This is a genomic window from Streptomyces sp. Sge12 (assembly GCF_002080455.1).
Taxonomy (GTDB): domain Bacteria; phylum Actinomycetota; class Actinomycetes; order Streptomycetales; family Streptomycetaceae; genus Streptomyces.
In genome coordinates, this window is the sequence record NZ_CP020555.1 from 1,129,242 (window position 1) to 1,142,742 (window position 13,501).

The 13,501-nt window shown below is 72.4% G+C and carries 12 protein-coding genes; 5 read left to right on the plus strand and 7 right to left on the minus strand.

Annotated elements, in window-relative coordinates; translation table 11 throughout:
• Positions 1–112: 112 nt before the first annotated feature.
• Together B6R96_RS05250 and B6R96_RS05255 are read left to right on the plus strand one after the other, a co-directional pair.
• A complete protein-coding gene (locus tag B6R96_RS05250) occupies positions 113–2,533 on the plus strand; it encodes an excinuclease ABC subunit UvrA (RefSeq protein WP_081521771.1) in 2,421 nt (806 codons plus the stop codon).
• A 10-nt stretch (positions 2,534–2,543) separates the two neighbouring features.
• Positions 2,544–2,870, plus strand: coding sequence for a hypothetical protein (locus B6R96_RS05255; protein ID WP_081521772.1), 327 nt, complete (start codon positions 2,544–2,546; stop codon positions 2,868–2,870).
• Positions 2,871–2,873: 3 nt separating this feature from the next.
• Here the strand turns inward: B6R96_RS05255 and B6R96_RS37940 are convergent, their stop codons facing one another.
• The 4 genes from B6R96_RS37940 to B6R96_RS05275 form a co-directional block, all read right to left on the minus strand.
• On the minus strand, positions 2,874–3,524 hold the full coding sequence (locus tag B6R96_RS37940; protein WP_081521773.1) for a histidine phosphatase family protein: 651 nt from the start codon (positions 3,522–3,524) through the stop codon (positions 2,874–2,876).
• 118 nt (positions 3,525–3,642) lie between these two features.
• Positions 3,643–4,389 (minus strand): succinate dehydrogenase/fumarate reductase iron-sulfur subunit, encoded by a 747-nt coding sequence (locus tag B6R96_RS05265; RefSeq protein WP_081521774.1) that lies wholly within the window; start codon positions 4,387–4,389, stop codon positions 3,643–3,645.
• Entirely contained in the window at positions 4,386–6,389 is a 2,004-nt protein-coding gene (locus B6R96_RS05270) for a fumarate reductase/succinate dehydrogenase flavoprotein subunit (RefSeq protein WP_081521775.1), read from the minus strand. Before B6R96_RS05270 ends, B6R96_RS05265 begins: the two co-directional genes overlap by 4 nt.
• Before the next feature lie 2 nt (positions 6,390–6,391).
• Positions 6,392–7,096 (minus strand): succinate dehydrogenase, encoded by a 705-nt coding sequence (locus B6R96_RS05275; RefSeq protein ID WP_081521776.1) that lies wholly within the window; start codon positions 7,094–7,096, stop codon positions 6,392–6,394.
• 95 nt (positions 7,097–7,191) lie between these two features.
• Here B6R96_RS05275 and B6R96_RS05280 point away from each other — a divergent pair, with 95 nt between their 5' ends.
• A complete protein-coding gene (locus B6R96_RS05280) occupies positions 7,192–8,070 on the plus strand; it encodes a LysR family transcriptional regulator (protein ID WP_081521777.1) in 879 nt (292 codons plus the stop codon).
• A 55-nt stretch (positions 8,071–8,125) separates the two neighbouring features.
• Here B6R96_RS05280 and B6R96_RS05285 read toward each other — a convergent pair whose 3' ends face one another.
• Positions 8,126–8,824 carry a TetR/AcrR family transcriptional regulator gene (locus B6R96_RS05285; protein ID WP_081521778.1) on the minus strand — a complete coding sequence of 233 codons (699 nt, stop codon included), beginning with the start codon at positions 8,822–8,824 and terminating at the stop codon, positions 8,126–8,128.
• Positions 8,825–8,929: 105 nt separating this feature from the next.
• Here B6R96_RS05285 and B6R96_RS05290 point away from each other — a divergent pair, with 105 nt between their 5' ends.
• Positions 8,930–10,021 carry an FAD-dependent monooxygenase gene (locus B6R96_RS05290; RefSeq protein WP_081521779.1) on the plus strand — a complete coding sequence of 364 codons (1,092 nt, stop codon included), beginning with the start codon at positions 8,930–8,932 and terminating at the stop codon, positions 10,019–10,021.
• Between the two features lie 121 nt (positions 10,022–10,142).
• Here B6R96_RS05290 and B6R96_RS05295 read toward each other — a convergent pair whose 3' ends face one another.
• Both B6R96_RS05295 and B6R96_RS05300 read right to left on the minus strand, forming a co-directional pair.
• Positions 10,143–12,380: a putative bifunctional diguanylate cyclase/phosphodiesterase gene (locus B6R96_RS05295; RefSeq protein WP_081521780.1), complete on the minus strand. Its 2,238-nt coding sequence runs from the start codon at positions 12,378–12,380 to the stop codon at positions 10,143–10,145.
• Positions 12,377–13,207 (minus strand): SAM-dependent methyltransferase, encoded by an 831-nt coding sequence (locus B6R96_RS05300; RefSeq protein ID WP_081524988.1) that lies wholly within the window; start codon positions 13,205–13,207, stop codon positions 12,377–12,379. The genes B6R96_RS05295 and B6R96_RS05300 overlap by 4 nt, the downstream gene beginning before the upstream one ends.
• Here B6R96_RS05300 and B6R96_RS37555 point away from each other — a divergent pair.
• On the plus strand, positions 13,146–13,406 hold the full coding sequence (locus tag B6R96_RS37555) for a hypothetical protein (RefSeq protein WP_162498479.1): 261 nt from the start codon (positions 13,146–13,148) through the stop codon (positions 13,404–13,406). The two genes, B6R96_RS05300 and B6R96_RS37555, sit on opposite strands and share 62 nt — an antisense overlap.
• Positions 13,407–13,501 lie beyond the last annotated feature (95 nt).

Consider the following 13,501-nt stretch of genomic DNA (forward strand, 5'->3'; position numbering starts at 1 on the left):
CGCCCGACCACCTGGAGCACCCCTCGGGTCGGGTGCCATCGCCGAGCGATCCTGCTGAGGCAGCCGGGCCCCGGGGCCCGGCCTCCGTCGGCAGGGCCCTAAACTGGGACGAATGCACCAGCCCTCTGCCTCTTCGGCCCACGGCGACCCCTACGTACGGGTCCGGGGCGCCCGGGAGCACAATCTGCGCGGCGTCGACGTGGACATTCCGCGCGACGCGCTGACCGTGTTCACCGGGGTCTCCGGGTCCGGGAAGAGCTCGCTCGCCTTCGGCACGCTCTACGCCGAGGCCCAGCGCCGCTACTTCGAGTCCGTGGCCCCGTACGCCCGCCGTCTCATCCACCAGATCGGCGCGCCGAAGGTGGATTCCGTCACCGGGCTGCCACCGGCCGTCTCGCTGGAGCAGCGCCGCTCCTCCCCCGGCTCGCGCTCCTCGGTCGGGACGGTGACCCTGCTGTCCAACTCCCTGCGGATGCTCTACTCGCGGGCCGGGACCTATCCGCCGGGCGCGGAGCGCCTCGACTCCGACGCCTTCTCGCCCAACACCGCCGCCGGGGCCTGCCCTTCCTGCCACGGGCTGGGCCGGATCCACCGCACCAGCGAGGAGCTCCTCGTCCCCGATCCGGGACTGTCGATCCGTCAGGGTGCCATTGCCGCATGGCCGGGCGCCTGGCAGGGCAAGAACCTGCGGGACATCCTGGAGACCCTCGGCCACGACGTGGACCGGCCCTGGCGGGAGCTGCCGGCGAAGGACCGCGAGTGGATCCTGTTCACCGAGGACCAGCCGGTGGTGACCGTGCACCCGGTGCGGGATGCCGACCGGATCCAACGCCCTTACCAGGGTACGTACATGAGCGCCCACCGCTACGTCATGCGGACCTTCGCCGACAGCAGGAGCGCCACCCTGCGGGCCCGCGCGGAGAAGTTCCTCGCCGATTCCCCGTGCCCGGCCTGCGAGGGGCGGCGGCTGCGGCCCGAGGCCCTCGCCGTCACCTTCGCGGGGCGGAGCATCGCGGAGCTCGCGGCGCTGGCGCTGACCGACCTGGACGCCGTACTGGCCTCCGCGCCCCTGGACGGGGAGGCCGCGCGGGTGCTCGCCGAGGACCTGCGCTCCCGGATCGGGCCCGTCACCGAGCTCGGGCTCGGCTACCTGAGCCTGGACCGGACCGCGCCGACCCTGTCCGCCGGCGAGCTGCAGCGGCTGCGGCTGGCCACACAGTTGCGGTCGGGGCTGTTCGGCGTGGTGTACGTACTGGACGAGCCGTCGGCCGGGCTGCACCCGGCCGACACCGAGGCGCTGCTCGGCGTACTGGACCGGCTGAAGGAGGCCGGGAACACGGTCTTCGTCGTGGAACACCACCTCGACGTGGTGCGGCACGCGGACTGGCTGGTGGACGTGGGGCCGCTGGCCGGGGAACACGGCGGGCGGGTGCTGCACAGCGGGCCGCCGCAGGACCTGGCCGGTGTGGCCGAGTCGGCGACGGCCAGGCACCTCTTCGCGGCGCGGGAGACGGCCGGTGCGCCGCGGGCCGTGCGCCCGGCGACCGGGACGGTGCGGCTGACCGGGGTGGACCGGCACAACCTGCGGGACCTGGAGGCGCAGTTCCCGCTGGGGGTGTTCACGGCCGTCACCGGGGTGTCGGGGTCGGGCAAGTCCACGCTGGTGGGGCAGGTGCTGGCCCGGGAGGTCGGCGAGCGGCTCGCGGACGCGGACTTCCCCGTACGGCGGCTCGTGGAGGTGGACCAGAAGCCGATCGGCCGGACCCCGCGGTCCAACCTGGCCACGTACACCGGGCTGTTCGACGTCGTGCGCAAGCTGTTCACGGCGGCACCGGAGGCGCGGGCGCGCGGCTGGAAGGCGGGCCGGTTCTCCTTCAACGTGCCGGGCGGCCGGTGCGAGACCTGCCAGGGCGAGGGCTTCGTCTCGGTCGAGCTGCTGTTCCTGCCGAGTACGTACGCCCCGTGCCCCGAGTGCGCGGGCGCCCGGTACAACGCCGAGACGCTGGAGGTCCGCTACGCGGGGCTGAACATCGCGGAGGTCCTGGGCCTGACGGTGGAGTCGGCGGGCGCCTTCTTCGCGGAGGTTCCCGCGGCTGCCCGGAGCCTGCGGGCACTGGAGGAGATCGGGCTGGGCTACCTGCGGCTGGGGCAGCCGGCCACCGAGCTGTCGGGCGGCGAGGCGCAGCGGATCAAGCTGGCGACGGAGCTGCAGCGGCTGCGCCGGGACCACACGCTGTACCTGCTGGACGAGCCGACGACCGGGCTGCATCCGGCCGATGTACGGGTGCTCCTGCGGCAGTTGCACGGCCTCGTGGACGCCGGGCACTCGGTGGTGGTCGTGGAGCACGACATGGAGGTGGTGGCGGGCGCGGACTGGGTGATCGACCTGGGCCCGGGCGGCGGCACGGCGGGCGGCCGGGTGGTCGCCTCCGGTACTCCGTCACAGGTGGCCCGGTCGGCGGACAGCCGCACCGCTCCGTACCTGGCGCGGGCCCTCGGGACCGACCGGGAGGGGGCGTCCGGGCAGGCCTAGGCTGGGTGGCATGTTCCGGAAACGACTGGGAGCGCAGGCTCCGGCTCTGCCGATTCCCGAGGCGGCGCCGGTCGCGCGGCTTCCGATCACGAACGACGGGCGGAATCGGCTGTCGCTGGTCCTCGAGCCCTGGGGCTCGGAGGAATGGGTGGAGCCGGGCGAGAAGGTCACCGTGATCACCATCGGTACGGCGGACGGCGACCGGCCCTGGTCCGGTACGCGGTCACCCCATGAACCGTTCGAAGTGCAGTACTGCGCGGACATGCTGGTGGTCTGGGCGAACGGCAGCGTGACGATCGTCGAGGACTCCGAGGGGAACGAACTGAGCCGCTGGTGATGCTCAGGCGTCGCCGGGGAGCAGGTGCTGCGGCAGTTCGCGGAAGCTCCACTGCCCCCGGCTGCGGGTGAACATCCAGACGAGGTCGTGGCGGTCGGGCCAGGTGGCCGGGGTGCCGGTGACCTCGGCGGCGCCGAGGGCGCGGACCAGGCGGGGGATCCCGGTGTGCTCCCAGCAGACGAGTACGGGCATGGCCGCGGCCGTCGCGGCCTGTGCGAGGGCGGCTTCGGCGCCGACGGCGAACTCGGTACGGACGGGGGTGCGCAGCGCGGCGGCCAGCGCCGTCACGGTCTGCCGGCACCGCGCGGGGGCGCCCTGTTTCCCGCCGGCCGCGAAGACCACCGCGGGGCGGGGCAGCGAGGAGCCGCGGGCCGGCGGGAACAGGCGCGGGAGCTCCTCGGCGCGGCGCCAGCCGCGGCCGGCCAGCGAGCCGGGGTCGTCCTCGCCGTCTGCGTCCCGGCCGACGTCACCGGCGTACGGTTTCTCCGCGTGCCGGATCACCATGATCAGGGCGTCCTTGGGCCCGGCCTGCGCGCCGGGCGCCGGGGTGCGGGGGGCTTCCCCGCCGGAGCACCCGGCCGCGGCCAGCGGGGCGAGGGCGGCGGCCAGTACCGTGCGGCGGCGCGGTCCGGACCCTGCGGGGGCTTCTGACATGGGGTCACTGTCCCCCACGGCCCCGGTGGCGGCGGGGTGCGGCGCGGTGCGGGCCGCGCCGGTCAGCCGATCGGCGCACGTGCGCGGGCCGCGAGGAGGCGGCGGCCCGGGCCTCGGGTCAGCGGGGGCCCTTGCGCACCGCCCGCAGCCACTCCTTGTTCATCGCCGCGATCGAGGGGAGCGGGATGCCCTTCGGGCAGGCCGTGGCGCACTCGCCGGTCAGGGTGCAGCCGCCGAAGCCCTCCTCGTCCATCCGGGCCACCATGTCCAGCACGCGGGTCTCGCGCTCCGGCGAGCCCTGCGGGAGCACGTTCAGGTGGTTCACCTTGGCGGAGGTGAAGAGCATCGCGGAGCCGTTCGGGCAGGCCGCGACGCACGCGCCGCAGCCGATGCACTCGGCGTGCTCGAAGGCGTAGTCGGCTTCGGCCTTGGGCACGGCGGTGGCGTGCGCCTCGGGGGCGGCGCCGGTGGGTGCGGTGATGTAGCCGCCGGCCTGGATGATCCGGTCGAAGGCGCCGCGGTCGACGACGAGGTCCTTGACCACCGGGAAGGCGGCGGCCCGCCAGGGTTCGACGTCGATGGTGTCGCCGTCGGCGAAGGACCGCATGTGGAGCTGGCAGGTGGTGGTGCGCTCCGGGCCGTGGGCGTCGCCGTTGATGACGAGGCTGCAGGCGCCGCAGATGCCCTCGCGGCAGTCGTGGTCGAAGGCGACCGGGTCCTCGCCGCGCAGGATGAGGTCCTCGTTGAGGGTGTCGAGCATCTCCAGGAAGGACATGTCCTTCGAGATGCCGTCGACCTCGTACGAGGCCATGTGGCCGGGGGCGTCGGCGCCGCGCTGGCGCCAGACGCGCAGGGTGAGCTTCATGCGTAGCTCCGCTGGGTGGGGTGGACGTACTCGAAGACGAGGTCTTCCTTGTGCAGGACGGGGGCGGTGCCGGTGGCGGTGAACTCCCAGGCCGCGGCGTAGGAGAAGGTCTCGTCCTGGCGGGCGGCCTCGCCGTCGGGGGTCTGGGACTCCTCGCGGAAGTGGCCGCCGCAGGACTCGGCGCGGTGGAGCGCGTCGAGGCACATCAGCTCGGCGAGTTCGAGGTAGTCGACGATGCGGTTGGCCTTCTCCAGCGACTGGTTGAACTCCTCGCCGCGGCCGGGGACCTTGATGCGGCGCCAGAACTCCTCGCGGATCTCGGGGATGCGCTCGAGTGCCTTGCGCAGGCCCTCCTCGCTGCGGGCCATGCCGCAGTACTCCCACATGAGTTCGCCGATCTCGCGGTGGAAGGAGTCGGGGGTGCGGTCGCCGTCGACGGCGAGGAGCCTGGTGAGGCGCTCGCGGGTCTCGTGCACGACGGACACGGCTTCGGGGTGGGTGTCGTCGACGGTGTCGCGGTGCGGGTGGCGGGCCAGGTAGTCGTTGATCGTGGAGGGGAGTACGAAGTAGCCGTCGGCGAGGCCCTGCATCAGGGCGGAGGCGCCGAGGCGGTTGGCGCCGTGGTCGGAGAAGTTGGCCTCGCCGATCGCGAACAGGCCGGGCACGGTGGTCTGGAGGTCGTAGTCGACCCACAGGCCGCCCATCGTGTAGTGCACGGCGGGGTAGATCCGCATCGGGACCTCGTACGGGTTCTCCGCGGTGATCCGCTCGTACATGTCGAAGAGGTTCCCGTACTTCTCGGAGACCTTGTCGCGGCCCATGCGGCGGATGGCGTCCGCGAAGTCGAGGTAGACGCCCTGGCCGCCGGGGCCCACGCCGCGGCCCTCGTCGCAGACGTTCTTCGCGGCGCGGGAGGCGATGTCGCGGGGCACGAGGTTGCCGAAGGAGGGGTAGATCCGCTCCAGGTAGTAGTCGCGCTCCGCCTCGGGGATGTCGGCCGCGGCGCGGGTGTCGCCCTTCGCCCGGGGGACCCAGATGCGTCCGTCGTTGCGCAGGGACTCGCTCATCAGGGTGAGCTTGGACTGGTGGTCGCCGGTGCGCGGGATGCAGGTGGGGTGGATCTGGGTGAAGCAGGGGTTGGCGAAGTACGCGCCGCGCCGGTGCGCCCGCCAGACGGCGGTCGCGTTGGAGTTCATGGCGTTGGTGGAGAGGTAGAAGACGTTGCCGTAGCCGCCGCTGGCCAGCACCACGGCGTCGGCGTAGTAGGTGGAGATCTCGCCGGTGATCAGGTCGCGTGCGACGATGCCGCGGGCCACTCCGTCCACGACGATCAGGTCGAGCATCTCGGTGCGGGCGTGCATCTCGACGTTGCCGGCGGCGATCTGCCGGGAGAGTGCCTGGTAGGCGCCGAGGAGGAGCTGCTGGCCGGTCTGGCCGCGGGCGTAGAAGGTGCGGGACACCTGGACGCCGCCGAAGGAACGGGTGTCGAGGAGGCCACCGTACTCGCGGGCGAAGGGGACGCCCTGGGCCACGCACTGGTCGATGATCTCGACGGAGATCTGGGCGAGGCGGTGGACGTTGGACTCGCGGGCGCGGAAGTCGCCGCCCTTGACGGTGTCGTAGAAGAGGCGGTGCACCGAGTCGCCGTCGTTGCGGTAGTTCTTTGCGGCGTTGATGCCGCCCTGGGCGGCGATGGAGTGGGCGCGGCGCGGGGAGTCGGAGAAGCAGAACTGGACGACGTGGTAGCCCTGTTCGGCGAGGGTCGCGCCGGCCGCGCCGCCCGCCAGGCCGGTGCCGACGACGATGACGGTGTGCTTGCGGCGGTTGGCCGGGTTGACGAGCTTCGCCTCGAAGCGGCGGCGGTCCCAGCGGTCGGCGATCGGGCCCTCGGGGGCCTTGGTGTCGGCGACGGGTTCACCGGTGGTGTAGCCGGCGAAGCGGGGGTGGGGCGTGTGGTCGTGCTGCGGGGTGGGTCGCTGGGCGTGCTGCGGGTCGCTCATGGTCAGTTCACCACTCCGGTCATGACGGCTACGGGGACGGACACGAAGCCGGCGAAGAGGACGAGGGCCAGCCCGTTGGCCAGGAACTTCAGGGTCCGGTCGCGTCGGGCGCTGCCGGCGCCGAGGGTCTGCGCCGCGCTCCAGAAGCCGTGCCGGACGTGCAGGCCGAGGGCGGCCATCGCCACGATGTAGATCGTGTTCCCGTACCAGGTGGAGAAGGTGGACAGGACGTTCTCGTACGGGTGGCCGGCCCAAGCGCGCTCGTTCACGGTGAGCGTGGTCAGGTCGAGCAGGTGCCAGACGATGAACAGGCCGAGGATGATCCCGCCCCAGCGCATGGTGCGGGTGGCGTAGCTCGCGCGGCGGCGCTTGTGGGCGTACTTCACCGGGCGCGCTCCGATGTCGCGGCGGCTGAGCTGGTACGCGGACACGGCGTGGGCGACGACGGCGGCGAGCAGCCCCACGCGCACGATCCACAGGGCCCACTCGTGGTGCAGGAAGGGCGAGCCGAGGGTGCGCAGCCAGTGGGCGTAGCCGTTGAACTCGTCCGCCCCGAAGAAGATCTTGAGGTTTCCGAGCATGTGCACGACGAGGTAGCCGAGCATCACCAGGCCGGAGACGGCCATCACGGACTTCTTGCCGACGGAGGAGTCCCAGATGGTGCGCGTGGTGGACGGCCGTCGATCCGTCCGGGTTCCCAGAGCCATGTCCTCGACGGTAAGGACGAAGGTCCCGAAAGGTCCAAGACATGATGGAGCTGATATCGATAGAGAACGACTATCGAGGGCGGTAGCCTGGGCCGATGCAGTTCCAGCAGCTCCTGTACTTCGTGGCGGTCGCGGAGACCCGGCATTTCACCCGGGCCGCGGAACGGGTGCACGTGGCCCAGCCCTCGCTCTCCCAGCAGATCAAGGCGCTCGAACGGGAACTGGGGGCCGAGCTGTTCAGCCGGGCGCGGGGCAACATCACGCTCACCGATGCGGGCGAGACGCTGCTGCCGCTGGCCCGGCGGATGCTGGCGGACGCGGACACCGCACGGCTGGAGGTGCAGGAACTGGCGCAGCTGCGCCGGGGCCGCGTCCGGCTGGGCGCCACGCCCAGCATCTGCACGGGCTTGCTGCCGGACGTACTGCGCGCCTTCCATGACGCGCATCCGGGGATCGAGCTGCTGATCGAGGAGAGCGGCTCGCTCGACCTCGTACGGGAGCTCGCGCGCGGGGCCCTGGACCTGGCCCTCATCGCACTGCCGCTCCCGCCTTCGGCCCCGGCCCTGACGACGGTCGAGCTCCTGACGGAAGACCTCGTGGTGGTCTCGTCGGCGGACCGTCCGGCGCCCGGCGGGGGCGGCGAGCTGACCATCAGGGGGCTGCGGGAGGAGCCGATGGTGATGTTCCGGCACGGCTACGACCTGAGGGAGCTCACGGTGGCGGCCTGCCGCGCGGAGGGCTTCGAGCCGGTCTTCACCGTGGAGGGCGGGGAGATGGACGCGGTCCTTGGCTTCGTCCGGGCCGGGCTCGGTATCGCGGTGGTCCCGGCGATGGTGGCGGACCGTGCCGGGCCGAGCCTGCGGGTGACCCCCTTGGCCGGCTCCCCGCTGCACCGCACGATCGCCCTGGCCCACCGCACCGATGTGGCTCCCCCGCGGGCGGCCCGTGAGCTGCAGCGCATCCTGACCGGCTGATTCCGCCGCGGCGGCGTCGGCGGAGTCGGGGGCGCGGCCGGGGGCGGAGCGGCGGTCATTCCGGGGCCTGGGCCGGGGCTTGAGCGGAAGCCGGGGCGGGGGCCGGGGCGCCGTCCGGGGCTGTCGGCAGGGCCTGGTCGAGGCCTTCGGCGAGCATGCCGAAGGCCTGATCGGCATCGGCCACCGCGGCCGCGTGAGCGCCGTCGGCGCTCTGCCCGGATTCGATCCGCCGCCAGTTCAGCCGGCCCAACTCGTGGCGGACGGCCACCAGATGCATCGCCGCCAAGTGGGCGGCGAGCGGGGGCACCGCTTCGGCCTCCAGCGCTTCGGCGAGCAGCTCCACCTCTCGGTCGGTGTAGCGGGCCAGCCGGCTCTTCAGGCCGGCGGTGCTGTAGACCAGCTGCTGGAAGGCCATCACATTCGGGTGGTCGCACAGTCCGGTGATCGGGTCCCGCTCGGCCAGGGCCGTCAGGAAGTGCGCGTGCACCGCACCCACCGGCGTGCGGCCGGCGGGCCGCTCGCGCACGATGCGCGCCACCTCGTCCTGATGGTCGGCGAACCGGTCGAGCAGCAGGTCCTCCTTGCTCGGGAAGTACCGGAAGAGGGTGGGCTTGGAGACCTCGGCCGCGGCCGCGACGTCCGCCACCGACACGGCGTCGAAGCCCCGTTCCAGGAAGAGCTCCAGCGCCGTCGCCGCCAGCCGCTGACGCGTACGGAGCTTCTTGTTCTCGCGCAGACCCGTCGTGTTCTCCATGCGCACAGCCTAGCACAGATTCGTGACCGAGTTATTTTTGTAACCGGGTTGCTTTTTCGGTCGGGAGCCGCTTTCCTTGAGACATCGACGAGGAGAGGACATCCCATGACTGACGTACTGATCGCCGGATGCGGTCCCACCGGGCTGACGCTCGCCTGCGATCTCGCACTCGGCGGATTCGCCGTGCGCGTCATCGACCGGCGCACCGAACCGCACCACGAGTCCCGGGGCAAGGGACTGCTGCCGGGCAGCCTCGATGTCTTCCGGCGGCTCGGCGTGCTCGAGGCCCTCGAAGCCACCGGCAGCAAGAAGGTGGTCCTGCGCAAGTACTTCGACGGCCGGCACATCAACGACACTTCCGCCGAAGGCGGTCTGCTGCTCGGGCAGTGGCAGATCGAGGCGGCCCTGCGCGACCGGCTCGCCGGACTGGGGGTGCGGGTCGAGTACGGATCGGAGCTCGCCGGCATCAGCCAGGACGAGTCCGGGGTGCGCGCGGAGCTGGCGGACGGCACCGTGATCGGAGCCCGCTATCTCGCCGGGTGCGACGGCGGGCGCAGCACCACCCGCAAGCTGCTCGGCATCCCCTTCGAGGGGAACGGCCAGGAGGAGCCCGCGATGGTCATCGGGGACGTCCGGGCACCCGGGCTCGGCCGGGACGCCTGGCACCAGTGGTTCACCTCGGACGGCGGCGGCATGCTGCTCTGCCCGATGCCGGGGACGGACAGCTTCCAGCTGCAGGCCTCTCCCGAGCGGGACGAGCGGGGCGAGCCGGTGCCCCCCTCGCTGGAGAGCTTCCAGCGGCTCTTCGACCGCCATGCCCGAGTGCCCGGGATCCGGCTCGTCGATGCCACCTGGATCTCGGCCTGGCGGGTCAACGTCCGGATGGCCACGCGGATGCGGGAGGGCCGGGTCTTCCTCGCCGGGGACGCCGCGCACGTGCAGCCCATAGCCGGCGGGCTGGGCATGAACACGGGCATCCAGGACGCGGCCGCCCTCGGCCGGACGCTGGCCACCGCACTCACGGGGCCCGGCGGTGAGGAGGTGCTCCAGGCGTACGAGGCGGAGCGGCTGCCGGTGGTCGCCGACGTCCTGGCCGACACGGCGGAGCGGTACGAGCGGGTCCTTGAGGCCGTCCGGACCCCCGGCCGCGGTACGGAGGTCGGCATGAACCGGGCCGAGCCTCCCGCGGGAGCGTGAGGCAGCCCCGGCTGGCCCCCGGCCCGGACTCCAGGCGCCGGGGGTCCCGCCCGCCCGTCAGCCCGTGCGCCGCCACGTCCCGCCAGGTCCCGACGGTCCCCGCCCTCCCGCGGGGTGGATGTCAGGAGGGCGTGGGCACGGCGTCCGAGAGGGAGAGGGTGTGGATGCGGTCGGGGGCGCCGGGTCGGGCGTAGTACCAGCCCTGCGCGGTGTCGCAGCCGAGGGCGCGCAGCTGGGCGGCCTGGGCTCCGGTCTCCACACCCTCGACGGTGACGGCGAGTTCGAGGCTGTGGGCCAGGGCCACGATCCCCTCCACGATCTTGACGTCGACCGGGTTGGCGGGCTGCTGCTGCATCCCCTGGGTGAAGGAGCGGTCGAGCTTGAGGACGCTGACCGGCAGCCGCCGGAGGTTGGCCAGGTTCGAGTAGCCGGTGCCGAAGTCGTCGAGGGCGATGTCCACACCGAGGGCGGCGAGCCGGCGCAGCGGTTCCAGGAGTTCGTCGTCGGCTCCTATCAGGGCCGACTCGGTGACCTCCAGGCACAGCGCGCCCGGGGCGAGGCCGGACTTCTCCAGCACCGCCACGGTGTCGGCGACCAGGCCCGGGTGGTGCAGCTGGGTCGGCGAGAGGTTGACGTTGATCCGCAGGGACGCCCCGCCGTGCTGGCGCTGCCAGATACGGGCCTGGCGGACCGCCTCCTCCAGGACCCAGCGGCCGAGCGGCACGATCAGCCCGGTCCGTTCGGCGAGCGGGATGAAGCGGTCCGGGCCGAGCACCCCGTACTGCGGGTGCGACCAGCGCACCAGGGCCTCGGCGCCGTGCACGCTGCCGTCGCGCATGTGGACCAGCGGCTGGTACTCGATGAAGAACTCGCCGCGTTCCAGCGCCGCCGGCAGGGCGTTGGTGAGGCCGTGGCGGGTGATCGCGCGGGCATCGGCCTCGGCGTCGGCGAATTCGAAGCGGTTGCCGCCCGCCGCCTTGGCCCGGTACATCGTGATGTCGGCGCTGCGCAGGACCTCCGCCGGGGTGCGTTCCTTGGCGCGGCCCTCGACGATGCCGATGCTGCCCCGGACCGTCAGTTCCCGGCCCTCCAGCCGGATGGGCGTGGACAGGGCGGTCAGGATGCGGACCGCGAGGTCGGTGACCTTCTGCTCGGTGTCCGAGCCGGTGGTCAGGGCGACGAACTCGTCGCCGCCGAGCCGGGCCACCACCTCGCCGGGACCGGTGGCGCAGCTCTGCAGCCGGTCGGCGACCTCCACCAGCAGCCGGTCCCCCGCCGAGTGCCCGAGGCTGTCGTTGACCGCCTTGAAGCCGTCGAGGTCCAGGTAGCACAGGCCGTAGCGGTCGCCGCCGGCGCCGCCGAGGGCCTTCTCCAGCCGCTCGAAGAACAGCGTCCGGTTGGGCAGGCCGGTGAGGGCGTCGTGCGTGGCCTCGTAGCGCAGGCGCAGGTTCAGCAGCCGACGTTCGGTGGTGTCCTCCATCAGCGCCAGCTGGTACTGCGGCGTCCCGTCGGCGTCGCGCAGCAGGGACACCGTCAGGTTGGTCCAGAGCACGGTCCCGTCATGCCGGTAGTAGGGCTTCTCCACGCGGTAGCTCTCGCGCTCGCCGCGCACCAGCTCGCCGTACATCCGCCACACGTGCGGGGTGTCGTCGGGGTGCCCCCACTCGCTGACGTTGCGGCTGCGGACGTGCCCCTCCAGACCGCCGAACATCTGCAGCAGGGTGTCGTTGACCTCCAGGACGTTCCCGTCGAGGTCGGCGATGCCGATCCCGACGGCCGCGCCCTCGAAGACCGCCCGGAAGCGCTCCTCGCTCGCGTGCAGGGCCTGCTGCGCGTCGGTGCGGGCGGTCTGCGCGGAGCGCGCGATGGCTTCCTGCTCCCGGAGGGTGCGCTCGCGCAGGGCCCGGGCGTAGCCGGCCGCGATGCCGTGCTGGAGCCGGGCGCAGCGGGAGCGGTACTCCTCGGTTCCCTCGATGCCGGAGCCCTCGGGTCCGTCCGGGCCGCAGTACAGCACCAGGTACGACTCGATCACGCCGAGGGTGCCGGCCAGTGCCTCGGGGTCGGTGCAGTGCACGGCGACGAGTTCCGCCCCCACCTGCTGGGCGACCGAGGCGTCGAAGGGCCGGGCGCGCAGGGCCTCGGTGAGCGTGCGGGTGAGCGGCAGGAGGTGCCGTTCGAACTCGGTGCGGGTCAGCGAGGTCGCCGTGACCGGGAAGATCGCCCGCCCCCAGATCGTCGCGAAACGGCCGATCCGGTCCTCGATACCACCGTGCAGGGCCGACGACGCCCCGGTGACCGGTGCCGCGGTGGGCGCCGCGGCGGCTTTCGGCGCACCCGCCGTCTGTGCCGGAAGTCTCACGCCTTGCGTCCCACGCCGCCGAAGCCCGAGAAGGCGTAGGGGTCTTCCGGCGACTCCGCGTCCGCGCCGTCCTCGGCGCGGTCGGGCCGCCAGTCGGGCATGGACACGAGGCCCGGTTCCAGCAGCTCGAACCCGTCGAAGAAGCCGCGGACCTGTTCGCCGGTGCGCATGACGAGGGGGTTGCGGATGTCCCGGTAGACGCTCACGGTGCCGCCCGCGACCTCCTCGGGGAGCGGGATCCCCTCGTACGAGGCGTGCGTGAGGATCAGCAGGCTGCCCGGGGCCAGGGCGTCGCGCAGCTCGGCGACGGCGGCGTACGGGTCGTCCGCGTCCTCCAGGAAGTGCAGGACGGCGACGAGCAGCAGGGCGACGGGGCGGCCGAGGTCGAGCAGCCGGCCCACCTCGGGGGCGGCCAGGATCTCCTTGGGCCTGCGCAGGTCGGCGGCGACGATGTCGGTGTGCTCGTCCCCGGTGAGGACGGCGCGGCTGTGCGCGACGGCCACGGGGTCGTGGTCGACGTAGACGACGCGCGCCTGCGCCGTGGCGGCCTGGGCGATCTCGTGGACGTTGCCGAAGGTGGGGATGCCGGAGCCGATGTCGAGGAACTGGGTGACGCCCTCGTCGACGGCGTGGCGGACGGCTCGGCGCATGAATGCCCGGTTGGCCTGCATGATCTTGGGCAGTCCCGGCATGAATTCCATGGCGCGGCGAGCCGTCTGGCGGTCGACCTCGAAATTGTGGGACCCGCCCAGGTAGTAATCATAGATGCGGGACACGCTCGGCACCGATATGTCGATGCCTGGCGGGGCCCAGGCGGGGCGCTCCATCGGGGTCTCCAAGCGTTGGTCCTGCGGTCGTCCGCGCGAGGTCGGACTCCTGTCCGAGCCGAATGTACTGATCATTTCCCAACAGGGCGAGCAAAAGCGGAAATTGGCGATCCGTTCTTCGTCACACACCAAAGGCGCCACCGCGCCGGGTGAGGGAATGACCGATACCGACAAGTCCCTTATGGGAATTGGCCGCTGAGCGATCGTACCGGCCGCACGACCGTCAGGAAACTGGCTCAAACCTCTCTGGTCCTCAGTCCACCCGTTCAGGCGAACCGGGGCTGAGCCTCGCGT